This window comes from Ruminococcus flavefaciens, assembly GCF_900108555.1.
In the GTDB taxonomy this organism is placed as follows: domain Bacteria; phylum Bacillota; class Clostridia; order Oscillospirales; family Ruminococcaceae; genus Ruminococcus; species Ruminococcus flavefaciens_P.
Genome location: NZ_FNWV01000008.1, coordinates 43,362 through 68,885 on the forward strand (window position 1 = coordinate 43,362; position 25,524 = coordinate 68,885).

Sequence of the window (25,524 nt, forward strand, 5' to 3'; positions counted from 1 at the left end):
TCTTTCTCTGCTATAATAAAGAAAATATGAAAACTGCCACCGGGTAGTATATGCGATAAGCATTTGTATACACATCGTTAGGTCTTAGAAGATGTGTACGCAGATGCTTTATTTTTTTGGAGGTATGCAGATTGTTAAAACAGATAAAGGATTATTTTTCAAAGGGTGAGCTGATGCTGTGGGGCATTTCAACGCTTTGCGTTCTTATTTCGTTCTTCATGTTCGACAGAGAGAACTATCTTGCCCTGTCGGCATCGCTGATCGGAGTGACCTACCTTATCCTTAACGCAAAGGGAAATCCGATAGGTCAGGTGCTTGTTATCATATTCAGCCTGCTGTACGGGATAATATCCTACTCCTTTTCCTATTACGGAGAAATGGTGACCTATCTTGGAATGACAATGCCGATGGCTGTTTTTGCGCTCATCTCATGGCTCAGAAATCCATTTAACGGCAATAAATCGGAGGTAACAGTAAACAGCATAAGCAGAAGAGAAGCCATATTTATGTCTGTATTGATGTTAGCGGTAACGATACTGTTTTTCTTTATTTTGCAGGCTTTCGGTACAGCGAATATCTTTCCGAGTACACTATCGGTAGCCACGAGCTTTATAGCCGTCTATCTGACATTCAGGCGAAGTCCGTTCTATGCGGTCGCCTACGCTGCGAATGACATTGTGCTGATCGTATTATGGATCATGGCAAGTATAGCGGACACAAGGTATATATCGGTAGTTGTCTGCTTTTCGGTTTTTCTCATAAATGACATATACAGCTTTTTCAGTTGGCAGAATATGAGAAAGCGGCAAATGGCTGTCAGAAACAAAAGTATACATTTTGAGCATACCAAAGTATAGAATATAAGCATTTTACATATCAAGGAAACTATGCTATAATAAGTACAGGACATAAAACCTGTACTCTTTTTGTTTTGTGGGGTGATAGAATGAAAGTGACGAATACAAGTGTTACAGACAAAGAAATAGCTGAGGTACTATCGCAGGCAGGGCTGACCGACAAGCAGATAAAGGCTTTTCTTTCCGATTGCTGCGGTAAGGACTGTTGTGCCGAAAAGGTGCGTGTACTGCGCAGTGCAAGGCGTTCTCTCCTTGATTCTATCCACAGGGAACAAGCATTGCTCGACAGGCTCGACTATGTGATATGGTGCACGGAAAACAAAAACTAATAAACGGAGGTATGTATCATGTTAGGAAATTTCAGCTACCACAACCCGACCAAGCTCTATTTCGGTGAGGACTCTCTCGGCTATCTGAAAGATGAGATGAAAAACTACGGCAAGAACATTCTGCTCGTTTACGGCGGCGGTTCAATCAAGAAAAGCGGTCTGTATGATGAGATCATCGCTATCCTGAAAGACTGCGGCAAGAATGTTTCCGAGGTCTCGGGCGTTATGCCGAACCCGACTGTTGATAAGCTCCGTGAAGGTGTAGCTGTCGCCCGTGAGCATAAGACCGACTTTATCCTTGCGGTGGGCGGCGGCTCGGTCTGCGACTACTCAAAAGCGGTATCGGTCTCTGTCCACTGTGATGATGACCCCTGGGAGAAATACTATATCCGCTTTGAAGAGCCGACCTGCGAGATCGTTCCTGTGGGCTGTGTGCTGACAATGGCAGGCACAGGCTCGGAGATGAATGGCGGTTCGGTCATCACCAACCACGAAGCAAAGCTGAAGATAGGTCATGTGTTTGGTGACGATGTTATGCCGAAGTTCTCTATCCTCAACCCGAGATACACCATGACACTGCCGAAATATCAGATGGTGGCAGGTATTTATGATATTCTCAATCACATCTGCGAGCAGTATTTCTCAGGCGAGGACGATAACACAAGCGACTATATAAGCGAGGGACTTATGAAAAGCCTTATCCACGCAAGCCGCATAGCTGTCGAAAACCCGCAGGACTATGAAGCACGCTCCAATATCATGTGGACTGCCACATGGGCGCTCAATACCCTTGTTTCAAGGGGCAAATCCACCGACTGGATGGTGCATATGCTTGGTCAGGCGGTGGGCGCATACACCGACGCTACCCACGGAATGACACTTGCGGCGGTATCTCTGCCCTATTACCGCTATATCATGCCCTACGGCTTGAAGAAGTTTGCCCGTTTCGCAACCGAGGTCTGGGGTATCTCTGCCGAGGGCAAGACCGACGAACAGCTTGCAAACGAAGGACTTTCCGCTATGGAAAGCTGGATGAAGGAGATCGGGCTTGTGATGAACCTCAAAGACCTCGGCGCAACGGAGGATATGATAGAGGGCATTGCCGATGCAACAATTATCCTGAACGGCGGTTATAAAGTGCTTGACCGTGATGAGGTCGTTAAGATACTGAAAGAGAGTATGTAACAAGCCCGGAACAATACGAAATAGCTGTTACACAGAAAAAGGAGGATCACGCAATGATTTACAAGGTATTGAACAACGGCGTAAAAATGCCCATGCTCGGCTATGGCACTTTTCAGGTGACCGATGCGGCGGAGTGCAAAAACAGCGTGCTTGAAGCGATACGGGCAGGCTATCGTCTGATCGACACGGCACAGGCTTACGGCAATGAAGAAGCTGTCGGTGCAGGCATTAAGGCGGCACTTGACGAGGGACTTTGCGAACGCTCGGAGCTTTTCATCACAACAAAGGTGTGGTTTCGCTCCTTTGAGACAGAGGACTGTCGCAAGAGCCTTGACGAGTCCATGAAAAAACTCGGTGTGGAGTATATCGACATGGTGCTTCTGCATTGGCCTTTCGGCAATGTGTATGCCGCTTGGCGTGTGCTTGAGGAATACTATAAGGCAGGTAAGATCAAGGCTATCGGCGTTTCAAATATGGAAGCTGACCGCTTCATCGACCTCATCAATTTCAACGAGATAAAGCCTGCGCTCAACCAGATCGAAACGCACCTTTACTGCCAGCGCCTTGAAGAAAAGGAATGGCTTGAAAAGTACGGCATCGCACATCAGGCTTATGCACCTCTCGGTCAGGGCAGGGCGAATGAAATGTTCTCCGAGCCTGCTGTGAAGGAGCTTGCTGAGAAATACGGAAAAACGCCAGCACAGGTGCTTCTGCGTTTCCTTGTGCAGAGCGATGTTGCAGTTATCCCGAAGTCAGTGCATACCGAGCGTATCAGGGAAAACATCGACATATTTGACTTTGAGCTGACCGGGGTCGAGATGCTGTCCTTGCAGGCGCTCGACAAGGCTGCGCCGATGATCGGAAATCCCGAAGTTCCCGAAAAGGTCGAGTTTGCGATGACTTGGTGAGAGTATGAGTATCACGGTAAACATCTATTACACGGGTGAAAACGGAAATGCCCGTAAATTCGCAGAGGAAATGATACAAAGCGGTACGGTGGACAGGATACGCAGCGAGAACGGTAATCTCCGATACGACTATTTTCAGCCGTTTGACGATCCCGAAACGGTACTGCTGATTGACCAATGGACAAGTCAGGACGCTATTGATGTCCACCACGCTTCACCTATGATGCAGACAATTACAGAGCTTCGGGAAAAGTATGGACTGAAAATGAAAGTTGAGAGGTATATCTCCGATGAGGGCGGTATACCTGATAAGGATACGAAATTCATTGTGAAATAGGAGAAAAACTTATGAAAGTATTGATAATAAACGGCAGTCCCCATGCAAACGGCAACACTGCGATAGCTGTGAATGAGCTTGTAAAGACCTTTGAAGCGCAGGGCGTTGAAGCGGAGGTCTGTCACATAGGAAACAAGGATATTCGCGGCTGTATCGCCTGTCGAAAGTGTGCGGAGCTTGGTCATTGCGTGTTCAACGATGTTGTCAACGAGCTTGCACCTGAGTTTGAAGCGGCGGACGGTCTTGTAGTGGCTTCACCTGTGTATTATGCTTCGGCAAATGCAACGCTCATTGCCTGTCTTGACAGACTGTTTTTCAGCACGCACTTCGATAAGACCATGAAGATCGGTGCAAGTGTTGCCGTAGCAAGGCGAGGCGGCTGTTCGGCAACATTTGACGAGCTGAACAAGTATTTTACCATAAGCAATATGCCCATAGCTTCAAGCCAATACTGGAACAGCGTTCACGGGCGTGAGATCGGTGAAGCTGCAAAGGACGCAGAGGGCTTGCAGACCATGAGAACGCTCGCAAAGAATATGAGCTTTCTGATGAAGTCTATCGCTCTCGGAAAGGAAAAATACGGACTGCCTGAGAAAGAGCCGTGGCAGTCTACACATTTTATCAGAGAAGATCTTTGATCAAGGAGGAAATAATCATGAGTAAAAAATTAGTAGCATATTTTTCAGCAAGCGGTGTGACTGCCGGACTTGCTAAAAACCTCACAGAAGCCGCAGGAGCAGACCTTTATGAGATACGCCCTGCCGTGCCTTACACAAATGCAGACCTCAACTGGCAGGACAAGAACAGCAGAAGCTCAGTTGAGATGAATGACAAGTCCTTCCGCCCTGCAATTGCAGATACAGATGCGAATATCGCAGACTATGACACGATCTTCGTTGGCTTCCCAATCTGGTGGTATGTCGCTCCAACAATCATCAATACCTTCCTTGAAGCTTATGATTTTTCGGGAAAGACCATAGTTCTGTTTGCGACCTCTGGCGGCAGCGGAATGGGCAATTCCTCAAAGGAGCTAAAAACAAGCGTTTCCGATACGGCAGTCATCAAGGACGGCAAGCGTTTCTCTGCAAGCACATCAGTCGATGAGCTGAAAAAGTGGGTGGAATCACTCGGCGTTTAAGGAGGTCACACTATGTCTGAAAAAATAGTACAGACCGCAGGGCGAGATGCCCTCGGTGAGTTTGCTCCCGATTTCGCCCATTACAACGATGATATTCTTTTCGGGGAGAACTGGAACAACACCGACATCGACCTGAAAACACGCAGTATCATTACTGTTGTTGCTCTCATGTCGCAGGGCGTGACGAGCGATGCACTGAAATTCCACCTGATGAATGCGAAGAACCACGGCGTATCACAGAAAGAGATCGCAGCGATCATCACCCATACCGCCTTTTATGCAGGCTGGCCGCACGCTTGGGCAGTGTTCACCCTTGCAAAAGAAGTATGGAACGAGAAATCTCCCGAAATGACCGACAAGGACAGGTATCAGAACGAGATATTCTTCCCCATAGGCGAACCGAACCCCTACGGCGATTACTTTGTCGGGCAGAGCTATCTTGCACAGGTGTCAAAGGAACAGCTTTCTGTTTTCAACGTGACCTTTGAGCCTGCCTGCCGCAACAACTGGCATATCCACCACGCAACAAGCGGCGGCGGTCAGATGCTGATCTGTGTCGGTGGTCGGGGTTATTATCAGGAATGGGGCAAGGAAGCGAGAGAGCTTCATCCGGGCGATGTTGTGAATATCCCTGCGAATATCAAGCACTGGCACGGTGCTGCACCCGATAGTTGGTTCTCACATCTTGCTATCGAGATCGAGGGCGAGGACGGCAGCACCGAATGGTGTGAGGCTGTTTCTGGTGAAGATTACAACAAGCTGAAATAAACGGAACTAATAAAAGGTAATCGTCCACGACGACTACTTGGAATTCCGGTTCAAGTCGGGTGTGACGATCAGCATCGAAATGAGAATAGATATGAAGAGCCCTGTATCACTGGTATTCAGTGATACAGGGCGTGTTTTATGGTATAAATAAAAATATATACATATGTCTTTTGATTGTTTGACTTGCACAGCAATTTATGGTAAAATAATAAAAACAACAGCTTTTCAAGGTGATAGCAATGAAAAGAAAAACCACAAAAGAACTCCTTGTCGAGTCCTTTCTGGAGCTTGTGCAGACAAAGCGTATCGACAAGATAACAATAACCGAGATAACCAATAACTGCGGTATGTCCCAGCCGACCTTCTACAATCATTTCAAAGACAAGTACGATATGATCGTATGGATATATACAAACCATGTGCGTGAGATCATGTGTAGGATCGACAACAAGACTTTTCTGTGGAAGGATTGCCTGCTTGGTACCGCCTTATACTATTCCGAGAACTCCGAGTTTATCAAAAATGCTTTGAAACACACAAGCGGTCAGGATTCGTTCGTTGAGAACGTCCGGAGAATCAATACAGCAGCTTTGAAAGCAGAAGTTCAGAAACACCTGATGACTGAGTATATCCCCGATGAGACCATGGGAATGATAAAGTTCTATGCTTATGGACTCGTGCAGTTTATGCTGGAATGGCTTCTTGGAGATATGAACTTCTCGCCTGAACAGGTGGCTGAAATATGGGATAAGAGCCTGCCCGAACCGCTGAAACAGTATCTCTATCCCACTGAAAACAATTGAATTTTTGTAATTTACCCCATTTTACAAAATCCTTTTGTAAAGTGGGGGTATTTCTAAATTGACATATACCGCCTCGTCTGTTAAGATAAAGCTATGGCAGGCAGACAGCCTGCCGAAAAACATAAATAAACGGAGGTATGTCATCATGGCAGATACAAAAAAGATTCTTGAAGGTTTACAGATCATCGTTACCGATCTCGCACAGCAGGCAGACGGTCACGCTATCCAGTCGAAGATATTCGCAGCACAGGGCTTTTCCAAGCTCGGAGCAAAGTACGCAGAACACGCAGCAGAGGAAAGAGGCTATGTTGACAAGTGCATCGACCGTATCCTTGATCTCGGCGGAGAGGTTAAGAACGGTGCGAAGAAAGAAGAACCTGTTTTCACGGATATTGTAGAGTATATCAAGTATGATCTCCAGACTTCCAAGGACGGTCTTGCTTGGCTGAAAACTCTTGTTGAAGAAGCAAGGGACGATTACAAGACCTTCGATTTTCTGAAAGTGTATTATCAGGACGAGGAAGAAGACCTGTACTGGGATGAGCAGCAGCTCGAACTGATCGAAAAGATCGGTCTCCAGAACTGGCTGAACCAGCAGCTTTGATCGCTATGATACCTGACAATGTAAAAAAGGTTTTCAATGAAAATCTTTGGTATATAGCGACCTGCGGCGATGCGCCGAATGTCGTTCACGTTGGCTTCAAGCGTGTATGTGATGACGGAAAACTTGCGATAGGCGCTGTTCTCCTTGAAACAACGCTTGAAAATATCAAGGCAAACGGTAAGGTTGCTATAGCCTGTGCAAATCCGCTGACAGCGGAAGCCTATCAAGTTAAAGGAACAGCGGAGCTTGTCTATGAGGGCGAAGCCTATGAGCATTACAGTCAGCTCACGCTGGACACTTTCAAGGGAGCTATGGAACTCAAATGCGTAGTTCTGATCACGCCCGAAAGACTGATAAACGCTTCACCCAACGAGCATATAGTGGAAAATAACTGCAAATGTGAGATGAGTGTACAATTGAAACAAAACTGAAAGGAATTATTAACATGACAAGTACAGAATACAAAAATCTATCCGTAAAGGAGTTTACAAAAGCTGCCGAGATATACGAATCGGATCATGCAGGTGTATATAATATGTGCAAGAAAGATTATCCCGACATACTGGCAGAGCTGGAAAAAGAGCCGTTTAACGATCTGCTGGACTGCGGCTGCGGAACAGCACCGATGCTGACGCTATTGCATCAGAAATACCCCGACAAGCACTATACAGGCATTGACCTGACTCCCAAAATGATAGAAGTCGCAAAAGCAAAGAAAATGGAAAATGTTGAACTTGTAGTCGGTGACTGCGAGAATCTGCCATTTGCAGAGAATTCATTCGATGCGGTGATATGCTCCGAGAGCTTTCATCATTATCCTAATCCGCAGGACTTCTTTAATAGTGTTTATCGTGTACTCCGCCTGAATGGCAGATTCATTCTGCGTGATATGACGATGAATTCCGCTGCTGTGCGCTGGTTCTGCAATCATATTGAAATGCCGCTTGCGCATCTGATCGGCAAGGGTGATGTTCGCATTTATGGCAGAGTTGACATCAAGAAACTGTGCGATAATGCAGGGCTTCACTTGGAATCTTTTGAAAAAAGAGACTTTTGCCGTCTGCACGCCGTTATCAGAAAAAGCAGAGCTTGAAATCGAGGTCGTATATTATGCTTTTAACGATTTTTCTTGCGATCGTGTTCAGTGCTGCTATCACGATCATGCTTTTATCAGCAGTCGCATTTATCCAGAAGAAAGAGTTTTTCGCGTCCGCACCGAAGGAAGCACAGGAAGCTATTCAGCCGAGAGAAAATGAATTATTCTACGGTGCAAGAGTAATAGGCTGGACGCTGATGATATTCAGCATACTAATGATAGCAGGCGTAGGTGTGATATCAATATGGAACGGTTTCAGAAGTGATTTTACGTTTTGGCAGTTCTTTCTGCGCTTTGTTTCCATATTCACCATTTACAAACTATACGACATGATATGCTTTGATTATTTTCTTCTGATGAAATTTCAGTTCTTTCAGTTTTACTTTCCTGAGGTCAAAAGTGTATATTCGGGCAGAAAATACGGATACAACATCAAAAGCCAGCTATTGAAGCTGTTTGTTATTTTTCCTGCCGCATCTGCACTTGCGGCGTGGATATGTACGTTGTTTTAATATAATACAAAACAGGCTTTCCGAAAAGCCTGTTATTTTTTTATATAGATACTTGACAAATCGTTGGATATGTGGTAAGATAACATTGTTACGTAACACTGTTATCTTGTGAGGTGGAGCTATGGACAACGAAAAAGAAAGCCGTGAAAAGCTTATTGTCTGCGCTAAAAAAGAGTTTATGGAAAAAGGCTTTGAAAAGGCTTCTCTGCGGGCTATATGCTCTGCGGCAGGCTTGACTACGGGAGCGATATACTTCTTTTTCAAGGACAAAAACGGACTGTTCGGCGCAGTTATAGATGAGCCACTGAAAAAAGTGATCACAGCGGTAGAGCAGCATTTTTCAGAGGATATGGAAACCGATATTGCGGATTTTCAGCATACCTCCGGTGACCACGACGACTTTGCAGAGCAGATGATAGAAGCTCTTTATGCTGACCGCGATGCAATGATAATCATGCTTGAAAAAGCGTCAGGTTCAAGCTATGACGGCATAGTTGACCGCTTTGTAGGAATGATAGAAAAGTATAATTACGCGCTTGCTAAGAATTATCTTGCGGCGTTTCCTGATAAGCGCATCAATGAATATATGCTGCACTGGTTTTCTCATGTGCAGATAAATGCATTTGTTCATCTTATAACCCACGTTGAAGAAAAGGAACGTGCCGTAAAAGAGATAAAACCCGTTATGGATATGCTGGTTGAGACTTGGATAAATTATGTTATAGAATAAGGCAACACCACACAAATATTCAGCACAAAACGCAAGGTGTGCTTTGTGCGATGATGCCTAAAGCAGGGAGATGAACTCCCTTTGCTTTTGAATATGCGTTAGTATACACTTACATTGGAGGGATAGATAATGTATTTACAGGTGAAGGACGTAAAGAAAAGCTACGGCAAGGATACAAGCTACATACAGGTGCTGAAAGGGATAAGCACAGGACTTGAAAAAGGGCAGATGTGCGTTATTCAGGGCACAAGCGGCTCGGGCAAATCCACTCTGCTCAACTGTATAGGCGGACTTGACACGATGGATTCTGGCTCGATAAAAGTTGACGGAACAGAGATTTTCGGTATGAAGCCTGCACAGCTGTCCGATTACCGCCGTGATAACCTCGGATTTATCTTTCAGTTTTATAACCTCGTGCCTAATCTGACTGTCAGGGAGAATACCCAGATATGCCAGTATATAGCTGAAAAGCCCCTTGATATAGACGAACTTCTCGAAACTCTTGGACTTACCGAGCATCAGAATAAGTTCCCTGCACAGCTTTCGGGCGGTCAGCAGCAGAGATGCGCTATTGCAAGAGCACTTGTTAAAAATCCGAAGCTCCTTCTGTGTGATGAACCCACAGGTGCTCTCGACTCAAAAACAAGCCGCGATATCCTTGTTCTCCTTGAAAAGATAAACGAAAAATACGGAACGACTATGCTGATAGTTACTCATAATAATTCCATAAAAAACATGGTACACAAGGTCATTATCATTAAAGACGGACTTGTAAAGAAAGAGTATGAAAACGAAAAGAGAGTCCCTGCCGCAGAACTGGAGGACTTATAATGGATAAGATACTCAGAAAACGTCTTCTGCGCGACCTTCGGGCAAATTTCGGCAGATATCTCGCATTGTTTCTTTTGATTACAATGGGAATTTACCTTGTGGTTTCCATAGTCGGTGCGTCGGAGATGATAATACAGGGTACTGATGACCGCAAGTCTGTAAATATGGTGGAGGACGGCCGGTTTACAGTATTTCTGCCCCTTATAGATGAAGATATATCCGATCTGACGGCTGACGGTACTCAGATCGAGCCAATGTTTTCACTTGACCTAAAAACAGAGGATAATGCCGTTCTTCGTATGTTCAGAACAAGGGAAAATATAGACCTCATACAGCTTGATGAAGGCAGGCTCGCCTCTGAAAAGGGTGAAGCTGTTATCGAAAAGGGCTATGCCTCTGCACATGAGCTCCATGTGGGCGATACTGTAAAAGCAGGAGGCACAGACTTTACGATAACGGGTATCGGTTCTGTTCCCGATTACGATATGTGCATAGCTCATTTCAGCGATACTGCCGTTGAGAGAAGCTCTTTCGGACTGCTGTTCATTACTGCGGAACAGTATGATGAGCTTAAAAACCGCGGCGACCTGAATGCGGAGGAGTACACCTATGCTTACCGTCTCGGCAATACAACAAGCAATGAGCTGAAAGATAAAATAAGGGGGATAAAGATAAGTTACGAGCAGGTTGAGGATAAGTATTTCCGTGAAACGATCGACGAGATACTTGATGAACGCAATGAAATAGAGGACGGCGTAAAAGAGCTGAATGACGGCTCAGATAAGCTCTCTGAGGGGCTTGCTGAACTCAGCGGTCATAGCTCCGATATGCGTGAAGCGGCAGATAATCTCTTCGAGGGCTATCTCTCACAGGCAAATTCTTCACTTGCGGCAATGGGACAGAATATGGTGCTGACTGAAGAAAACTATCATGATACCCTTGAAAACATGATAGCTTTGACTCATTCCGAGCAGCTTGCAGCCCTTATGAAAAGCCTTGATGACATAGCTGAATTCAAAAACGGCATTTACGATTATACCGAGGGTGCGGATTCTGCGGCTGACGGTGCAGCGGAGCTTGCTGACGGTACAAAGGAGCTGAAAGAGAAAACAGACGAGCTCCTTGACGAATTGTTTGAAATAGATATTGAAAACCTCACTTCATTTGTTACCGCTGAGGACAATATCCGTATCGCTGCTGCGGCAGGAGATGTGGTAATGGACAGGAATGCAGGTCTTATTGCCGGTGTAATAGTTCTTGCGCTGTTTGCCTATGTGATATCTGTATTCGTAGTTCATCAGATAGAGCAGGAACAAAGCGTTATAGGTGCTTTGTACGCCCTTGGAGTGAAGAAGAAAAACCTTATGCGGCACTATATAACGATGCCGACGCTTATAGCTCTTATTGCGGCAGTTATCGGAGCTGTACTTGGATTTTCACCTATAGGTGTAGGCTCGCAGTCAAAGGATACTTACAGCTATTTTTCAATACCCGAATTTGATACTGTATATCCGCTTTATCTTATTGCCTACGCCATAGTTCTGCCGCCTGTGATATGTGCTGTTGTAAATGCATTCGTTATCAATAAAAAGCTGTCCCGAACAGCTCTTTCACTTATGAGAAACGAGCAGTCTGCTGGCAACTACAGGCAGTTCAAACTGAAAACAAAAAGCTTCCCGAAAGTGTTTGCTATACGTCAGTTAGTCAGAGAATCACGTTCGGCACTTACAATGGTGCTTGGTATGCTTGTGGCGATCATAGTCATCATGCTTGGACTGGACTGCTATGTTATGTGCAGCAGCGTCAGGGACTATACCGTCAGCGATACCAAATACGAGTATCAGTATTTGTACAAATATCCCGAAAATACAGTTCCCGATGGCGGTGAAGCGGCATACATCGAAACTCTCAGCACCGACTGTATGGGCTATACTCTTGACGTTACCGTTATAGGCATTGACGGCAAAAGCAGATATTTCGACGCGAAGCCCGAAAAAGGCAAGACGAAGGCAGTTATCAATTCGTCGCTTGTGGAGCGTTACGGCTACAAGGTGGGCGACAGAGTAGTTTTCAGCGACTCGGCAGCTGACGCTGATTACAGCTTTACAGTTACTGACATAAGCGATTATTCTGTTGGATTTACAATATTTATGGATATCGGCAGTATGCGCGAGCTTTTTGGTCAGGACGAGGATTATTTCAATACCGTTTACTCCGATAAGGAGCTTGATATCGACGAGGGCAGACTGTACTCCGTTACGACAAAGGACGATATAGAGCGGAGCGCAAGCGTGTTCGTAAAGCTGATGTTTTCACTTGTTTCAACTCTCATTGCAGCAGGTTCTGTTATATTCTGCGTAGTCATGTATCTTATGCTGGGAGTTATGATAGACAGGTCGGCAATGGGAATATCCCTTATCAAGATATTCGGCTATCGTCCCAAGGAAATAAGGTCGCTGTATCTCAACGGAAATCTTTTGGTAGTTGCTGTCGGAGCGGTGATAGCTGTACCTCTTGCGAAAAAGGCTGTGGATATGATATTCCCGAGTTTTATCCCGAATGTTGCGTGTTCTATGAAGCTCGCATTCCCGTGGTATCTGTATGTACTTATATACTGCGCGGTTATCCTTATATACGCAGTAATAAACAGGCTCCTCATGGGAAAAATAAAGAAAATATCACCTGCTGAGGTACTTAAAAACAGGGAATAAATAATGCGAAAAAGAGCTTATACTTTGATGTATAAGCTCTTTTTTATCATCATTCGCATCATATAAAGATCTGTAAATATCGATTTGTATATACTAACAAAAATATCCACATTATTGTTGTTTGTTATAGATAACAATACAAAAATAAGTTATTATCATTGACAGGCGAGTTTCTAAGTGATAATATTTATAATGTTATAAAAGGCTAACTAAAAGGTGGCGAGAAAGTGGAGGAGTACCAATTGTTCCCCGATATAAAACTTATGATCGGCAGGCATGATACTGATTTTGTATCGAATGGGACAGAAATAAGTTTCTGTATCAGCGGCATATGCGAATACTCTGTAGGGCAAAAATACTATTATCTGAAAGCAAGGAATTGTATCGTTCTGCGAAGCAGTTCTGATACGGCGATCTCATATTCCTCTGATTACTGCGGTATAACGCTGCTGATAGACTCACAGTTCAAAAGCACTGCTTTTTCGGAGATCCTTGATATGCAGGATATAATGAGAAAAATGTCTCACGGTGAGAGCTGCATATTCAGTGCAGATGAAAAAATAGAGAAGCTCTTTTCTGAAATTTATAAAGAACAGGGAACTTCAAAAGCTGCTATACTTAGAATAAAGGTGCTGGAGCTGCTTATGCTGCTAAGTGAACAGAAAACATCTCATTGTGAGCAGCAGGAGATTATAGAACAGGTTGGAGCTTTTATATGTCGGAACGTATCGGACCACTATACTATTTCCGAGCTTTCGGAAATGTTCGGTATCAATCCGACTACGCTGAAAAGTGCGTTCAAGCAGTATTACGGCTGTCCTGTGTATGCTTATGCCAAAAACAGGAAGATGTTCCGTGCTGCGGAGCTTATGAGCATTTCTGATATGCGCATAATAGATATTGCAGAGGAAGTGGGATACTGCAATGCAAGCAAGTTTTCATGCGCGTTCCGTGAAGTGATAGGAGTTAATCCCAAGTATTTCCAAACGGAGCACAAAAAGCTGAATACTCGGCAGAATTGCTTTATATCGGAGAATTTTGCTTATTAGTATCATATACCAACTTTTTCTGTTCGGAGCGGAAAAGAGCCTTATTATATGGTATCATAATATCAACGAAACCAATTCTTTCGACAATTTATGAGGTGATATTATGAAATTCAATGATATTCCATGGAAAAAATTAGGCCTCTTTGCAGGCGGAGTTCTTTTCGGTACAGCAGGTATCAGAGTGCTTTCGAGCAAGGACGCAAAGAAGTGCTATACACAGGCGACTGCGGCTGTACTCCGTGCTAAGACAGACGTAATGGCAACTGCTTCAAAGGTGCGTGAGAACTGCGATGATATCCTCGCTGACGCAAAGGAGATAAACGAGCAGAGAGCCCTTGAGGAAGAAGCTGCCGTTATCGCAGATGAGTGCGAAGAGATAGCAGATACAAGCGAAGAATAAAACGAAACAGACCGATAAGTTGGCTTCTGTTGGCAAAAAAGCGGGTTACCGAGTCTAAAACTATGGGCTCGGTAATTTTATGCCACGAGCCGCCTGAGGGGGCTTCCCTCCGACCTGTTTTTATAGGAGGATATAATATGAAATGCAAGATACTTCACGAAACAAGAGGGCGTATGCGAGTCCGCTTCTGTATAAAGCGAATGACCGTAAAGCAGGCGGATATTGCAGAATATGCACTTTCTGCCGTGATAGGAGTAACGAGAGTTCAGGTATTTGACCGTACCTGCGATGTGGTCATTGCATATAACTGTGACAGGGACAAGATCGTGCAGAAGCTTTCAAGTTTCTCTTTCGATGATGAGAAAAACATATCTCTTGTACCCGAGCAGACAGGCAGAAAACTGAATAAGCATTATGAGGAAAAGCTGGCGGCTGTCGTTATAAGAAGAGGTATAAATAAGCTGATACTGCCGCAGTCCATTCGCAGGATAATTGCTGTCATAAAAGCTGCAAGGTACATATTTCGCGGACTGAAATGCCTGCTTAAAGGCAGGCTTGAAGTGTCTGTACTTGACGCTACTGCTATCGGAGTTTCACTTCTCCGCAACGATTTCAAGACCGCAGGCTCGGTGATGTTCCTGCTGAATGTGGGAGATATCCTCGACGAATGGACACACAGGAAGTCCATTGACGACCTTGCCCGTACCATGTCTCTTGGAGTAGAACAGGTGTGGACAAAAACTGCCGACGGTCAGGAAGTCCTCATGTCTGTCAACGAAGTACACAAGGGCGATATGATAGTAGTCAGAACAGGTTCTATGATACCTCTTGACGGCAAGGTCATTTCGGGTGACGCTATGGTAAATCAGTCCTCTATGACAGGCGAATCCGTGCCTGTTCACAAGAGCGAGGGAGCGTATGTTTACGCAGGAACTGTTGTTGAGGACGGCGAGTGTACTGTATGTGTGGAGAATACCGCAGGCGGCGGACGCTATGATCGTATCGTCAAGATGATAGAGGAGTCCGAGAAGCTTAAATCCTCCGCCGAGGACAAGGCTTCACATCTTGCGGATAAGCTTGTACCGTGGAGTCTTGGCGGTACACTGCTCACATGGCTGCTGACAAGAAACGCTGCAAAGGCATTGTCTATACTTATGGTGGACTTCTCCTGCGCTCTTAAACTCGCAATGCCTATATCAGTGCTTTCCGCTATGCGTGATTGCAGCCGCGAGGGGATAACTGTCAAGGGCGGACGTTTCCTCGAAGCTGTTGCGGAGGCTGATACGATAGTTTTTGACAAGACGGGTACGCTCACTCATTCAAGTCCGAGAGTGGCTCAGGTCATAACCTTCGGCAGACGCGATGAGAACGAAATGCTGCGTCTGGCAGCCTGCCTTGAAGAGCATTATCCACACTCTATCGCAAATGCTGTTGTAGCTGCGGCAGCCGATAAAGGGCTTGAGCACGAGGAGTTCCACTCAAAGGTAGAGTATGTGGTTGCACACGGTATTTCAAGCATGGTGGAGAATGAGCGTGTACTCATCGGAAGTCATCATTTCATTATCGAGGACGAGGGCTGTACTCCGCCCGATGAGCGTATTTTCAGACATCTGCCCAAGGAGTATTCACACCTGTATCTTGCCATAGGCGGAGAAGTTGCAGCTGTAATATGTATTGAAGATCCGCTCCGTGAAGAAGCTGGCGATGTGGTGAAGAAGCTCCACGAATACGGCATATCCCGAGTTGTAATGATGACGGGAGACAACGAACGCACAGCAAAGGCGGTCGCCGAAAAAGTAGGAGTTGACGAGTATCACGCAGAAGTACTTCCTGAGGACAAGGCTGCGTTTATAAGAGCCGAGCATGAGGCAGGGCGCAAGGTCGTAATGATAGGCGACGGCGTGAACGATTCTCTTGCACTTAGCGAAGCTGATGCAGGTATAGCTATAAGCACAGGTGCTGCAATTGCCCGTGAAATAGCGGATATAACCATATCTGCCGACGATCTGTACGCACTTGTGGAACTGAAACGAATGAGCAATGCTCTGATGAAGCGTATCGGCTGGAATTACCGTACGATAATAGGATTTAACGGCGGACTTATCGGACTTGGTGTTCTGGGAGTCCTGCCGCCTGCGACATCTGCGCTGCTGCATAATGCTTCAACTCTTGCCATAGGCTTGAAAAGCATGACAGAGCTGAAATAGATCGGATATACTGAAACGCTCAGGAATAAATATCCTGAGCGTTGTTATTTTATAGACAAAACTGTAAGCATATTATCCTGCCGACGGCTAATGCCTGTATTATACTTTGATTTGTTTTTCGGGATTTTTTACGGCTTCTTGTGATACATATTGACAAGACGATAGATATGTGATATAATTTGTTTCAGGAAGTTATCGTATACTAACAATATAAAATCGTAATGTCAGCTGTCTTGTGTATGATGATCTTTAAATAAAAAAGGATGTGCTTTAATGCTTGGAAAAGAAAAAACGGAAAATTATCTTAGAACAATACTAAAAATCCAGGAAACGTGCGGCAGTGCAAGAGGCATTGATATCGTCGGTGAGCTTGGTGTTTCAAAGCCAACGGTAAGTATTGCTGTGCATGAGCTTGAAAAAGAAGGATATATCCAGTGTACCAACAGCTACAATATAATTCTTACAAGGAAAGGCATAGAGCTGGCTAAAAAAATAAAAGGAAGATATTGTTTTTTCCTTTTGATGCTCCGATATATGGGAGTTGGAGAAGAAAACGCCAAAATTGATGCGTGTAAAATGGAACACAGTATGGGCGATGAGTCATATAAAGCACTTTTGGATTTCTTTCTTCATAATCACCCCGAGATCGTATCACAAGAGAATAGCGGATTAAAGGAATTATTTTTTTGATATTTAGTTTGTAGTCACTAACTTAATAAACAATTGAATTTATTATTCGTACCCGAATGATCGGGTACAGGAAATAAAAGTAAAAAAGGAGTATCTGTTATGGAACTTAAATTAGGTGATGTTCAAACCACTGCACTTATCCCGCTTGCGGTCAAGGCAAGTGAGACGCTGCGGAAAAATGCACGTATCAGAGACAATATGGCTGTCGATATCATCAGAACGCTGAACATAGATACAGCGAAGTATGATAAATTCATGTCCCACGAAGGCATTGTTGCAAGAACGATCATGCTCGACCGTCAGCTCAAAGGTATCATTAAAAGAAATCCTGATACCGTTATCGTAAATGTGGGAGCAGGCTTTGATGATCGTTTTTCCAGAGTCGATAACGGAAAAATACTGTGGTTCGACCTTGATCTTCCAGATGCGATAGCTGCAAGAAGAAAGGCTTTCCCTGAGCGTGAACGTGTTACCATGATAGCAGGAAGTGCATTGGAGGACAGCTGGTGCGGACAGGTAAGGGAGTCTCTTGCTGGCAGAAAGTCAAAGCCCGTTATCATCGCTGAAGGATTATTCATGTACCTGACACTTGAACAGATACGTACATTTCTCGAAGTGCTGAAAAATAATTTCCCTGACGGCGGTACTCTTATCGCAGAGCAGAACTGCAAGATGATGCAGAAAAACGAAAAACATCATGATACAGTAAAAAACACCAATGCACACTTCGTGTCGGGTACGGATTCGGGGCAGGAGATAGCCGATCTGACAGACGGCATACAATTCGTGGAGGAACACAGCTTCAATGAAGAAATGAAAAAATACAGTATTCGTGCGAAAATTTTTGCGCTTCTTCTGCCAAAGTTAAATGACCGCTGGGCGACTTTCACATGGTAACTTTGTTCTGAGACCGTTACTGCACAGCTTGACTTGATACGTTTATAAAGCTCTGCGCAGGCTATTTACATTATGACAGCTGATAAGGTAAAGAAAGGTAGTTTATTATGCAAAGAGAAGTTACAACAGGATTGCTGCTGCCGTTTCTTGGTACAGCGGTCGGTTCAGCCTGTGTATTCTTCATGAAGCACAGTCTGAGCAAACAAATACAGCGAGCGTTGACAGGCTTTGCAGCAGGCGTTATGACGGCTGCTTCGATATGGAGCCTTATCATTCCTGCAATGGATATGTCAGAAGATAAAGGCAAGCTTGCTTTTCTGCCTGCTGTTATCGGCTTTTGGTGCGGTATACTTTTTCTTCTGCTTCTTGACAGTGTTATACCTCATCTGCACATGAATGCCGAAAAAGCTGAGGGCGTACCGTCACGGCTTGCGAGAACGACTATGATGGTGCTTGCGGTAACTCTTCATAATATCCCCGAAGGTATGGCTGTAGGTATAGTTTATGCAGGCTTTCTGTCGGGCTCATCTGATATGACATCGGGTGGAGCGTTTGCATTGGCTCTTGGAATTGCGATACAGAATTTCCCCGAAGGCGCGATCATTTCCATGCCGCTTCACGCCGAGGGAAAAAGCAAAGGCAGAGCATTTGCGGACGGTGTGCTTTCGGGGATTGTTGAACCGATGGGAGCGGCACTTACGATACTGTTTGCAGGACTTTTCCTGCCTGCAATGCCTTATTTACTGAGCTTTGCCGCAGGTGCTATGATATATGTGGTCGTTGAGGAGCTCATACCCGAAATGTCAGAGGGTGAACATTCAAATATCGGCGTTATCATGTTTTCTGTGGGATTTACGCTCATGATGATACTTGATGTTGCACTCGGATAAAAGCGTATATAATGCAAACTCGCCTGTACCGAAAAGTACAGGCGAGTTTTGTTATAAAAAAATAGGAAGGTCCATGAAGATATCAGTATCGTATACTTACTTCTTAACGTTGAAAGCACCTATACCCGGGTAGCAGGCAGCAGCACCAAGCTGTTCCTCGATGCGGAGAAGCTGGTTATACTTTGCAACACGCTCTGAACGTGAGGGCGCACCTGTTTTGATCTGGCAGGTGTTAAGTGCAACAGCGAGATCAGCGATAGTTGTATCTGCTGTTTCACCCGAACGATGAGAAGAAATAGCTGTGTATCCTGCCTTGTGAGCCATTTTTATAGCTTCGAGAGTCTCGGATACCGAGCCTATCTGATTGAGCTTGATGAGTATTGAGTTGCCTGCGCCGAGAGAGATACCCTTTGCAAGACGTTCTGTATTTGTAACGAAAAGGTCATCACCGACAAGCTGTACCTTGTGACCTATCTTAGCGGTCATTCGCTGCCAGCCTTCCCAGTCCTCCTCATCGAGACCATCCTCAATAGATATGATCGGGTACTTGTCAACAAGTGCTTCCCAGTGAGCGATAAGCTCGTCGGAAGTGAATTCCTTGCCTGATTTTGGCTGCTTGTAGAAGCCCTTGCCTTTTTCGCTCTTCCACTCTGAGGAAGCGGCGTCCATAGCGATCATAAATTCCTTGCCCGGCTCAAAGCCTGCTGCTTTAACAGCTTCAAGTATCTTTTCGATAGCTTCTTCGTCTGATGTGAGCTTGTTTGGAGCAAAGCCGCCCTCATCGCCGACTGCTGTAACGTCACCCATATCTTTAAGCAGTTTTTTCAGAGCGTGGAACACCTCAGCACACCAGCGAAGTGCTTCCTTGAAAGAAGGAGCTCCAACAGGCATTATCATGAATTCCTGGGTGTCAACAGCACTGTCAGCATGAGCACCGCCGTTGAGAATGTTCATCATAGGTACAGGGAGCTTAGTGCCCTGAATACCGCCGAGGAAACGGTAAAGCGGAATATCAAGTGAGGTGGCAGCTGCTCTTGCACAGGCGATAGATACGGCAAGTATTGCGTTTGCACCAAGCTTTGACTTGTCCTTTGTGCCGTCAGCCTTTATCATAGCTGCATCAATTGCGTAAATGTCGGAAGCGTCCATACCTGTGATTGTTTCGGCAATAACAGTGTTGATGTTCTCAACTGCCTTTGTTACGCCTTTTCCGAGGTAACGTTCACCGCCGTCACGGAGCTCGAGTGCTTCAAATTCGCCTGTTGACGCACCGCTTGGAGCAGTTCCTCTTGCAACTGTGCCGTCAGCGAGAGTTATCTCAGCTTCTACAGTAGGATTTCCGCGTGAATCAAGTATCTCGCGTCCAACGACCTTTTCAATTTCTAAATAGTCCATAGTCTTCTCCTGTTTTGATATATTTAATGTGATATGTCTGCCTTTGCTGTGGGATATCCGATAGATCTTGAACATAAATTATGTTTATCAAGGCGGCCGACAAAGGCATACAGCGTATGGCGAGAAGTACAACGGTGATAAACGGAATTTCAGTCGAAAGATATGGATAGATCACAGTAAAGGCGAGCATCAACATTATTGACGTTGCAGGCTCTTGTATGCAGGATATTCGTACCTTATCATTTTTAAACCTGAAAGGAGCCTGCTATAATGATTTATTCTGTTAGAAATAACTAACATAAATATTATATCATTATATAACATTTTTGTCAATGGATATTTATCAGTTTGTCAATACTAATATAATGAGATAAGCATTTGGTGATTATAGTGTTGGAATTGACTGAATATATTTAATGTTTATATAACAAAACATCAGTTAAAGCTGCTTCACAGCGTAAAGCCTTTAGTTCATGCTGATAATTAATGAAATGCCGTATTATATACTAAGTAACAAAAAATATGTTAGTCAAAGCTCACAATATGTTACAGTATACAAACATTGTAAAAAACAACTTTTAAACGGTTGACAAATCGCAGCTGTGGTGATAATATAAATATGTTATATAGCACTAACCCATAATCAAATATTCTCTACATAACTGAATACAAAATAATAAATGAAACGGAAGGATGAAAATGATGCCGTTAAGTTTAGCAGAGCCCGAAAAGGAACTGACTATCAAGAAGCTGGGAGGTACTCCCGAGATACGTCAGCATCTTGAAAATCTGGGATTTACAGTGGGGGGGACAGTCAAGCTCATAAACGTGCTTGGGGAAAATGTCATCGTTAAGGTGAAGGAGTCACGCATCGCTATCGGTGCAGATATGGCACGGAGAATAATGGTCTGATAGGAGTGAGAATATGAAAACACTTAGAGAAACAGCTGTAGGTTCAACAGCAAAGGTGAAGAAGCTCCACGGCGAGGGGGCGATAAAACGCCGTATCATGGATATGGGACTTACAAAGGGTACAGAGGTATTCGTCCGCAAGGTCGCTCCGCTTGGAGATCCGATCGAGATAAAGGTGCGCGGCTATGAGCTTTCGCTCAGAAAGGCAGACGCTGAGCTTATCGAGGTCGAATAACTATAACAAGGACTATGCTAAGTCCTTGAATTTTAACAAAATGTTAGTTTCAAATAACATGAAAGGAAGATATAAATGGAACTGCGAATAGCACTTGCAGGCAACCCTAATGCAGGCAAGACCACTCTGTTCAATGCGCTTACGGGTTCAAATCAGTTCGTAGGAAACTGGCCCGGAGTTACTGTTGAGAAGAAGGAGGGAAAGCTGAAAAAGCACAGTGATGTCATCATCACCGATCTGCCGGGTATCTATTCTTTATCGCCCTATACTCTCGAAGAAGTCGTTGCAAGAAACTACCTTATAGAAACCAGACCTGACGCTATACTCAATATCATTGACGGCACAAACCTTGAACGTAATCTCTACCTTACCACTCAGCTCGTTGAACTTGGAATACCTGTAGTTATCGCTATCAATATGATGGATGTGGTAAACAAAAACGGGGACAAAATAAAGATAGACGAGCTTTCAAAGCAGCTGGGCTGCAAGATAGTTGAGATCTCCGCACTGAAAGGTACGGGAGTTGACGAAGCTGCCGAGGCTGCAATAGCTGCTGCAAGAAACAGCAAGACTATCCCACAGCACACATTCAGCGGTCCTGTTGAACACGCTATCGCTCATATCGAAGAAGCTGTTCTTCACGATATGCCCGAGGAGCAGCAGCGCTGGTACGCTATAAAGGTATTCGAGCGCGATGAAAAGGTGCTGGAGAAGCTGAATATCTTGGAAAGCATACATAAGCACATAGAAGATGATATCGTTGCTGCTGAAAAGGAGCTTGACGACGACGCTGAGAGCATCATCACCAATGAGCGTTACATCTATATAGCTGAAGTTATAAAGGCTTGCTACAGGAAGAAAAACGCAGGCAGCCTTACAGCTTCGGATAAGATAGACAAGATCGTTACGAACCGCTGGCTTGGACTTCCTATATTTGCAGTGATAATGACACTTGTATATCTCATTGCAATGAAAGGTCCGGGAGCCTGGGCTACGGACTGGACTAACGATAATCTCTTTGACGAAGGCTTCCACCTTTTCGGTATCGGTTCATCAAAGTATTCTGAAATTGCAGATGAATATGCAGGCGCACAGCAGATAATCGACGGCTATGACGCATATATCGAGGAAAACGGTGCAGCTCCCGACGGCGAGTTCACTTACTCTGTCGAGGACGAGGAAACACTCGAAACAACAGATGAAACTGCAACTATCGAGGACTACAACGATGCACTTGCAACTATTGAGCGTATCGGTGAAGAACCTGATCCTGCGGACTACGGCGTATTCATACCAAGTATCCCCAATCTTGCTGAAAGAGGTCTTGACAAAATTGGTGCAGCTGACTGGCTGAAAAGTCTTATCCTTGACGGCATTATCGCAGGTGTGGGCGCAGTTCTCGGATTTGTACCGCAGATGTTAGTACTGTTCTTCCTGCTTGCTTTCCTTGAAGCCTGTGGATATATGGCTCGTATCGCATTCGTACTCGACCGCGTGTTCAGAAAGTTCGGTCTCTCGGGTAAATCCTTCATTCCTATGCTTGTAGGCGTAGGCTGCGGAGTTCCTGGTATCATGGCTTCAAGAACTATCGAAAATGAGCGCGACAGACGTATGACTATCATCACTACCACGTTCATTCCCTGCGGTGCGAAAGTACCGTTCATTGCAATGATAGCAGGAGCTATTTTCGGCGGTTCACCGCTTATCTCGGTATCAGCATACTTCATCGGTATGGCTGCTATAATCATATCGGGTATAATGCTGAAAAAGACGGCTATGTTCTCAGGCGAGCCTGCACCATTCGTTATGGAGCTCCCTGCATACCATATGCCTACACTCAGCAATGTTCTCCGCTCAATGTGGGAGCGCGGCTGGTCCTTTATTAAAAAGGCAGGCTCTATCATACTTATCTCAACGATCATCATCTGGTTCCTGTCACGTTTCGGAACAGTTGACGGCAGTTTTACAATGCTTGAAGAAGATCAGCTTGACAGCTCGCTCCTTGCAAGCTTCGGCTCACTTATTGCGTGGATATTCTCACCTTTGGGCTGGGGCAACTGGCAGGCAGCCGTTGCATCTATCACAGGTCTCGTTGCAAAGGAAAATATTGTCGGAACTATGGGTGTTCTTTACGGCGGAGGCGACGGAACTGTATGGCAGACACTTGCATCAAAGTTCACAAGCATCACAGGCTTCTCTTTCCTTGTGTTCAATCTGCTCTGCGCACCATGCTTTGCAGCTATCGGAGCTATCAAGCGTGAGATGAATAATGCAAAATGGACAGCATTTGCTATCATTTATCAGTGCGGATTTGCTTACGCTGTTGCACTTATGATAACACAGTTTGGCGGACTTTTCACAGGCGAGTCAAACATTATCGGTGTTATTGCAGCAGCTGCAATACTTGTATTCATGTGCTATATGCTCTTTGTGAAGAAGTATCACGAAGCTTCAAAGCTCAAGGGCAATGTAAAGGTAAAAGCGTAAGGCTTTAAGGAGTGGTAATATGCTGGCGTGGCTGACTGAAAATCTTGGTACTATCATCGTATCACTTATACTCATTGCTGTAGTCTTACTTATCATCGTAAAGATGATAAAGGACAAGAAAAGCGGCAAGGGTTCATGCGGCTGCGGCTGCGAACACTGCGCTATGCACGGGAAGTGCCATACAAAATAAACATCGATCATCATAACAACGGGGCGATGCAGTCATCGCCCCATACAAAAGCACATTTGTTAGTATAAGCTAATATAAGGAGGTAAAAATGAGCATAGTAATCGTTGGCGGCAATGACCGCATGGCAACACGTTATCAGGATATCTGCAAATCATTCAACCACAAGTCCAAGGTCTTCACTCAAATGCCTGCGGACTTCGAGAACAAGCTTGGTACTCCTGATCTTATGGTAGTTTTCACGGGGACTTGTTCCCATAAAATGCTTGGAGCAGTAAAGAAAAGCTCCGAGAAAAACGGCGTGCCTGTTGAGCACGTTCACAGCTCCAGCGTAAGTGCGCTGAAGCAGCTTCTTACTGACATTAAGGGGAAAAAATATGTCCGAAGTTGAACGCAGAAGTATTGACAATACCATTGCATTTCACAGTGCTCCCACGCTTCTGGGAGTAAAGTGTGCCAATCTTATTTCAGTTGACAGAAATGAGCGGATAATAGCGGAGTATCTGAACGGTTCAAAAGACAGTTTGTCTGAAAATGGATTGATCGCTGTACAGCTCTGCAAATGCCGTGAACGCACACTTGTATACATATACAACCCGAAAATGCTGACAGCGTGGCTCAATATGCCGCAGGTTCAGCAATTCCTTTCAGAATACGGCTATACCTGCGATATGAGCATTGAACAAAAGCTCCGCAGGCTATCATGCCGTATAAGCTGTGGAAGTTTCCCGCATGAGATAGGAGCATTTCTAGGATATCCCGTTGAGGATATCAGGGGCTTTATCAGTAACAGCGGAAAGAACTGTCTGCTGTGCGGTTACTGGAAGGTCTATGATAACGCCGAAAAGGCACAGCAGACATTTAAAACTTACGATCGCTGCAGGGATATCCTGTTCGATAGATTAAATCAAGGTCTGAACTTGTTTCAGGCTATTTCCAAGGAGGAAAATATATGAAAACAGCAGTAATTTATTGGAGCGGCACAGGCAATACCGAGGCTATGGCCAAGGCAGCAGCCGAGGGTGCAAATGCAGAGCTTTTTGAGGTATCAGAGTTCAAGGGCAATGCAGCAGACTATGATGCTTTTGCATTTGGCTGCCCTGCAATGGGCGCAGAGGTCCTTGAAGAAGATGTGTTCGAGCCGTTCTTCACATCAATAGAGACTTCGCTCAGCGGCAAGAAGGTACTTCTTTTCGGCTCATACGGCTGGGGTGACGGCGAGTGGATGCGCAACTGGTATGACCGTACAAAGGCTACAGGCGCAGAGCTCATCGGCGATGAGGGATTTATTGTAAACGAAGCTGCTTCAGATGACGATCTTTCAAAGCTTAAAGAGCTTGCTGCACAGCTTGCATAAGGAGACAGG

General features: G+C 45.0%; 30 protein-coding genes. 29 read left to right on the top strand and 1 reads right to left on the bottom strand.

The window, feature by feature from the left end:
- Positions 1–131: 131 nt before the first annotated feature.
- The 22 genes from pnuC (at position 132) to BLW60_RS11575 (ending at position 18,942) form a co-directional block, all read left to right on the top strand.
- Positions 132–857, top strand: coding sequence for a nicotinamide riboside transporter PnuC (gene pnuC / locus BLW60_RS11470; RefSeq protein ID WP_074717454.1), 726 nt, complete (start codon positions 132–134; stop codon positions 855–857).
- A gap of 89 nt (positions 858–946) precedes the next feature.
- Complete coding sequence (locus BLW60_RS11475) at positions 947–1,186, top strand: hypothetical protein (RefSeq protein WP_074717456.1); 240 nt, start codon at positions 947–949, stop codon at positions 1,184–1,186.
- Positions 1,187–1,204: 18 nt separating this feature from the next.
- Positions 1,205–2,371 (top strand): iron-containing alcohol dehydrogenase, encoded by a 1,167-nt coding sequence (locus BLW60_RS11480; RefSeq protein ID WP_074717458.1) that lies wholly within the window; start codon positions 1,205–1,207, stop codon positions 2,369–2,371.
- Between the two features lie 53 nt (positions 2,372–2,424).
- Positions 2,425–3,279 (top strand): aldo/keto reductase, encoded by an 855-nt coding sequence (locus tag BLW60_RS11485; protein ID WP_074717460.1) that lies wholly within the window; start codon positions 2,425–2,427, stop codon positions 3,277–3,279.
- A 4-nt stretch (positions 3,280–3,283) separates the two neighbouring features.
- The gene (locus BLW60_RS11490; RefSeq protein WP_074717461.1) at positions 3,284–3,616 is read left to right on the top strand and encodes a putative quinol monooxygenase; all 333 of its coding nucleotides are present in this window, start codon (positions 3,284–3,286) and stop codon (positions 3,614–3,616) included.
- Positions 3,617–3,627: 11 nt separating this feature from the next.
- Entirely contained in the window at positions 3,628–4,254 is a 627-nt protein-coding gene (locus tag BLW60_RS11495; RefSeq protein WP_074717463.1) for a flavodoxin family protein, read from the top strand.
- 17 nt (positions 4,255–4,271) lie between these two features.
- Positions 4,272–4,754 carry a flavodoxin gene (locus BLW60_RS11500; RefSeq protein ID WP_074717465.1) on the top strand — a complete coding sequence of 161 codons (483 nt, stop codon included), beginning with the start codon at positions 4,272–4,274 and terminating at the stop codon, positions 4,752–4,754.
- Between the two features lie 12 nt (positions 4,755–4,766).
- The gene (locus tag BLW60_RS11505; protein ID WP_074717467.1) at positions 4,767–5,522 is read left to right on the top strand and encodes a carboxymuconolactone decarboxylase family protein; all 756 of its coding nucleotides are present in this window, start codon (positions 4,767–4,769) and stop codon (positions 5,520–5,522) included.
- A 239-nt stretch (positions 5,523–5,761) separates the two neighbouring features.
- A complete protein-coding gene (locus BLW60_RS11510) occupies positions 5,762–6,325 on the top strand; it encodes a TetR/AcrR family transcriptional regulator C-terminal domain-containing protein (protein WP_074717469.1) in 564 nt (187 codons plus the stop codon).
- Positions 6,326–6,470: 145 nt separating this feature from the next.
- Positions 6,471–6,929, top strand: coding sequence for a ferritin-like domain-containing protein (locus BLW60_RS11515; protein ID WP_074717471.1), 459 nt, complete (start codon positions 6,471–6,473; stop codon positions 6,927–6,929).
- A gap of 5 nt (positions 6,930–6,934) precedes the next feature.
- Positions 6,935–7,360, top strand: a complete 426-nt coding sequence (locus tag BLW60_RS11520) for a pyridoxamine 5'-phosphate oxidase family protein (protein WP_074717473.1) — start codon at positions 6,935–6,937, stop codon at positions 7,358–7,360.
- 14 nt (positions 7,361–7,374) lie between these two features.
- Positions 7,375–8,022, top strand: coding sequence for a class I SAM-dependent methyltransferase (locus BLW60_RS11525; protein WP_074717475.1), 648 nt, complete (start codon positions 7,375–7,377; stop codon positions 8,020–8,022).
- A gap of 17 nt (positions 8,023–8,039) precedes the next feature.
- Complete coding sequence (locus BLW60_RS11530) at positions 8,040–8,537, top strand: hypothetical protein (protein WP_074717477.1); 498 nt, start codon at positions 8,040–8,042, stop codon at positions 8,535–8,537.
- Positions 8,538–8,658: 121 nt separating this feature from the next.
- Positions 8,659–9,267, top strand: coding sequence for a TetR/AcrR family transcriptional regulator (locus BLW60_RS11535; protein ID WP_074717479.1), 609 nt, complete (start codon positions 8,659–8,661; stop codon positions 9,265–9,267).
- 129 nt (positions 9,268–9,396) lie between these two features.
- Positions 9,397–10,098 carry an ABC transporter ATP-binding protein gene (locus tag BLW60_RS11540; protein WP_074717481.1) on the top strand — a complete coding sequence of 234 codons (702 nt, stop codon included), beginning with the start codon at positions 9,397–9,399 and terminating at the stop codon, positions 10,096–10,098.
- Positions 10,098–12,809 carry an ABC transporter permease gene (locus BLW60_RS11545; protein ID WP_074717483.1) on the top strand — a complete coding sequence of 904 codons (2,712 nt, stop codon included), beginning with the start codon at positions 10,098–10,100 and terminating at the stop codon, positions 12,807–12,809. Before BLW60_RS11540 ends, BLW60_RS11545 begins: the two co-directional genes overlap by 1 nt.
- Before the next feature lie 227 nt (positions 12,810–13,036).
- Positions 13,037–13,858 (top strand): helix-turn-helix domain-containing protein, encoded by an 822-nt coding sequence (locus BLW60_RS11550; RefSeq protein ID WP_139283411.1) that lies wholly within the window; start codon positions 13,037–13,039, stop codon positions 13,856–13,858.
- Between the two features lie 103 nt (positions 13,859–13,961).
- Positions 13,962–14,258 (top strand): DUF6110 family protein, encoded by a 297-nt coding sequence (locus BLW60_RS11555; RefSeq protein WP_074717487.1) that lies wholly within the window; start codon positions 13,962–13,964, stop codon positions 14,256–14,258.
- A 137-nt stretch (positions 14,259–14,395) separates the two neighbouring features.
- On the top strand, positions 14,396–16,465 hold the full coding sequence (locus BLW60_RS11560) for a heavy metal translocating P-type ATPase (protein WP_074717489.1): 2,070 nt from the start codon (positions 14,396–14,398) through the stop codon (positions 16,463–16,465).
- Between the two features lie 273 nt (positions 16,466–16,738).
- Positions 16,739–17,155 carry a metal-dependent transcriptional regulator gene (locus BLW60_RS11565; protein ID WP_074717491.1) on the top strand — a complete coding sequence of 139 codons (417 nt, stop codon included), beginning with the start codon at positions 16,739–16,741 and terminating at the stop codon, positions 17,153–17,155.
- A 99-nt stretch (positions 17,156–17,254) separates the two neighbouring features.
- On the top strand, positions 17,255–18,052 hold the full coding sequence (locus BLW60_RS11570; RefSeq protein ID WP_074717493.1) for a class I SAM-dependent methyltransferase: 798 nt from the start codon (positions 17,255–17,257) through the stop codon (positions 18,050–18,052).
- Positions 18,053–18,159: 107 nt separating this feature from the next.
- The gene (locus BLW60_RS11575) at positions 18,160–18,942 is read left to right on the top strand and encodes a ZIP family metal transporter (protein ID WP_074717495.1); all 783 of its coding nucleotides are present in this window, start codon (positions 18,160–18,162) and stop codon (positions 18,940–18,942) included.
- Between the two features lie 96 nt (positions 18,943–19,038).
- Here BLW60_RS11575 and eno read toward each other — a convergent pair whose 3' ends face one another.
- Positions 19,039–20,337, bottom strand: coding sequence for a phosphopyruvate hydratase (eno, locus tag BLW60_RS11580; protein WP_074717497.1), 1,299 nt, complete (start codon positions 20,335–20,337; stop codon positions 19,039–19,041).
- Positions 20,338–21,036: 699 nt separating this feature from the next.
- Between eno and BLW60_RS11585 the strand changes: the two genes are divergently transcribed.
- The 7 genes from BLW60_RS11585 (at position 21,037) to BLW60_RS11615 (ending at position 25,515) form a co-directional block, all read left to right on the top strand.
- On the top strand, positions 21,037–21,249 hold the full coding sequence (locus tag BLW60_RS11585) for a FeoA family protein (RefSeq protein WP_074717498.1): 213 nt from the start codon (positions 21,037–21,039) through the stop codon (positions 21,247–21,249).
- Positions 21,250–21,262: 13 nt separating this feature from the next.
- Positions 21,263–21,484: a FeoA family protein gene (locus BLW60_RS11590; RefSeq protein WP_028514680.1), complete on the top strand. Its 222-nt coding sequence runs from the start codon at positions 21,263–21,265 to the stop codon at positions 21,482–21,484.
- A gap of 75 nt (positions 21,485–21,559) precedes the next feature.
- A complete protein-coding gene (gene feoB, locus BLW60_RS11595; RefSeq protein WP_074717500.1) occupies positions 21,560–23,971 on the top strand; it encodes a ferrous iron transport protein B in 2,412 nt (803 codons plus the stop codon).
- A 19-nt stretch (positions 23,972–23,990) separates the two neighbouring features.
- On the top strand, positions 23,991–24,161 hold the full coding sequence (locus BLW60_RS11600; RefSeq protein WP_081348227.1) for a FeoB-associated Cys-rich membrane protein: 171 nt from the start codon (positions 23,991–23,993) through the stop codon (positions 24,159–24,161).
- A gap of 88 nt (positions 24,162–24,249) precedes the next feature.
- Positions 24,250–24,549, top strand: a complete 300-nt coding sequence (locus BLW60_RS11605; protein ID WP_024860593.1) for a DUF2325 domain-containing protein — start codon at positions 24,250–24,252, stop codon at positions 24,547–24,549.
- Positions 24,536–25,114: a DUF3793 family protein gene (locus tag BLW60_RS11610; RefSeq protein WP_074717502.1), complete on the top strand. Its 579-nt coding sequence runs from the start codon at positions 24,536–24,538 to the stop codon at positions 25,112–25,114. Before BLW60_RS11605 ends, BLW60_RS11610 begins: the two co-directional genes overlap by 14 nt.
- Positions 25,111–25,515 carry a flavodoxin gene (locus tag BLW60_RS11615; protein WP_074717504.1) on the top strand — a complete coding sequence of 135 codons (405 nt, stop codon included), beginning with the start codon at positions 25,111–25,113 and terminating at the stop codon, positions 25,513–25,515. The genes BLW60_RS11610 and BLW60_RS11615 overlap by 4 nt, the downstream gene beginning before the upstream one ends.
- Positions 25,516–25,524 lie beyond the last annotated feature (9 nt).

Excerpts from the sequence above, each read along its gene's own strand:
- BLW60_RS11475 (WP_074717456.1), top strand. The coding sequence starts at position 947 with ATGAAAGTGACGAATACAAGTGTTACAGACAAAGAAATAGCTGAGGTA.
- BLW60_RS11480 (WP_074717458.1), top strand. The coding sequence starts at position 1,205 with ATGTTAGGAAATTTCAGCTACCACAACCCGACCAAGCTCTATTTCGGT.
- BLW60_RS11485 (WP_074717460.1), top strand. The coding sequence starts at position 2,425 with ATGATTTACAAGGTATTGAACAACGGCGTAAAAATGCCCATGCTCGGC.
- BLW60_RS11490 (WP_074717461.1), top strand. The coding sequence starts at position 3,284 with ATGAGTATCACGGTAAACATCTATTACACGGGTGAAAACGGAAATGCC.
- BLW60_RS11495 (WP_074717463.1), top strand. The coding sequence starts at position 3,628 with ATGAAAGTATTGATAATAAACGGCAGTCCCCATGCAAACGGCAACACT.
- BLW60_RS11500 (WP_074717465.1), top strand. The coding sequence starts at position 4,272 with ATGAGTAAAAAATTAGTAGCATATTTTTCAGCAAGCGGTGTGACTGCC.
- BLW60_RS11505 (WP_074717467.1), top strand. The coding sequence starts at position 4,767 with ATGTCTGAAAAAATAGTACAGACCGCAGGGCGAGATGCCCTCGGTGAG.
- BLW60_RS11510 (WP_074717469.1), top strand. The coding sequence starts at position 5,762 with ATGAAAAGAAAAACCACAAAAGAACTCCTTGTCGAGTCCTTTCTGGAG.
- BLW60_RS11515 (WP_074717471.1), top strand. The coding sequence starts at position 6,471 with ATGGCAGATACAAAAAAGATTCTTGAAGGTTTACAGATCATCGTTACC.
- BLW60_RS11520 (WP_074717473.1), top strand. The coding sequence starts at position 6,935 with ATGATACCTGACAATGTAAAAAAGGTTTTCAATGAAAATCTTTGGTAT.
- BLW60_RS11525 (WP_074717475.1), top strand. The coding sequence starts at position 7,375 with ATGACAAGTACAGAATACAAAAATCTATCCGTAAAGGAGTTTACAAAA.
- BLW60_RS11530 (WP_074717477.1), top strand. The coding sequence starts at position 8,040 with ATGCTTTTAACGATTTTTCTTGCGATCGTGTTCAGTGCTGCTATCACG.
- BLW60_RS11535 (WP_074717479.1), top strand. The coding sequence starts at position 8,659 with ATGGACAACGAAAAAGAAAGCCGTGAAAAGCTTATTGTCTGCGCTAAA.
- BLW60_RS11540 (WP_074717481.1), top strand. The coding sequence starts at position 9,397 with ATGTATTTACAGGTGAAGGACGTAAAGAAAAGCTACGGCAAGGATACA.
- BLW60_RS11545 (WP_074717483.1), top strand. The coding sequence starts at position 10,098 with ATGGATAAGATACTCAGAAAACGTCTTCTGCGCGACCTTCGGGCAAAT.
- BLW60_RS11555 (WP_074717487.1), top strand. The coding sequence starts at position 13,962 with ATGAAATTCAATGATATTCCATGGAAAAAATTAGGCCTCTTTGCAGGC.
- BLW60_RS11560 (WP_074717489.1), top strand. The coding sequence starts at position 14,396 with ATGAAATGCAAGATACTTCACGAAACAAGAGGGCGTATGCGAGTCCGC.
- BLW60_RS11565 (WP_074717491.1), top strand. The coding sequence starts at position 16,739 with ATGCTTGGAAAAGAAAAAACGGAAAATTATCTTAGAACAATACTAAAA.
- BLW60_RS11570 (WP_074717493.1), top strand. The coding sequence starts at position 17,255 with ATGGAACTTAAATTAGGTGATGTTCAAACCACTGCACTTATCCCGCTT.
- BLW60_RS11575 (WP_074717495.1), top strand. The coding sequence starts at position 18,160 with ATGCAAAGAGAAGTTACAACAGGATTGCTGCTGCCGTTTCTTGGTACA.
- eno (WP_074717497.1), bottom strand. The coding sequence starts at position 20,337 with ATGGACTATTTAGAAATTGAAAAGGTCGTTGGACGCGAGATACTTGAT.
- BLW60_RS11585 (WP_074717498.1), top strand. The coding sequence starts at position 21,037 with ATGATGCCGTTAAGTTTAGCAGAGCCCGAAAAGGAACTGACTATCAAG.
- BLW60_RS11590 (WP_028514680.1), top strand. The coding sequence starts at position 21,263 with ATGAAAACACTTAGAGAAACAGCTGTAGGTTCAACAGCAAAGGTGAAG.
- feoB (WP_074717500.1), top strand. The coding sequence starts at position 21,560 with ATGGAACTGCGAATAGCACTTGCAGGCAACCCTAATGCAGGCAAGACC.
- BLW60_RS11600 (WP_081348227.1), top strand. The coding sequence starts at position 23,991 with ATGCTGGCGTGGCTGACTGAAAATCTTGGTACTATCATCGTATCACTT.
- BLW60_RS11605 (WP_024860593.1), top strand. The coding sequence starts at position 24,250 with ATGAGCATAGTAATCGTTGGCGGCAATGACCGCATGGCAACACGTTAT.
- BLW60_RS11610 (WP_074717502.1), top strand. The coding sequence starts at position 24,536 with ATGTCCGAAGTTGAACGCAGAAGTATTGACAATACCATTGCATTTCAC.
- BLW60_RS11615 (WP_074717504.1), top strand. The coding sequence starts at position 25,111 with ATGAAAACAGCAGTAATTTATTGGAGCGGCACAGGCAATACCGAGGCT.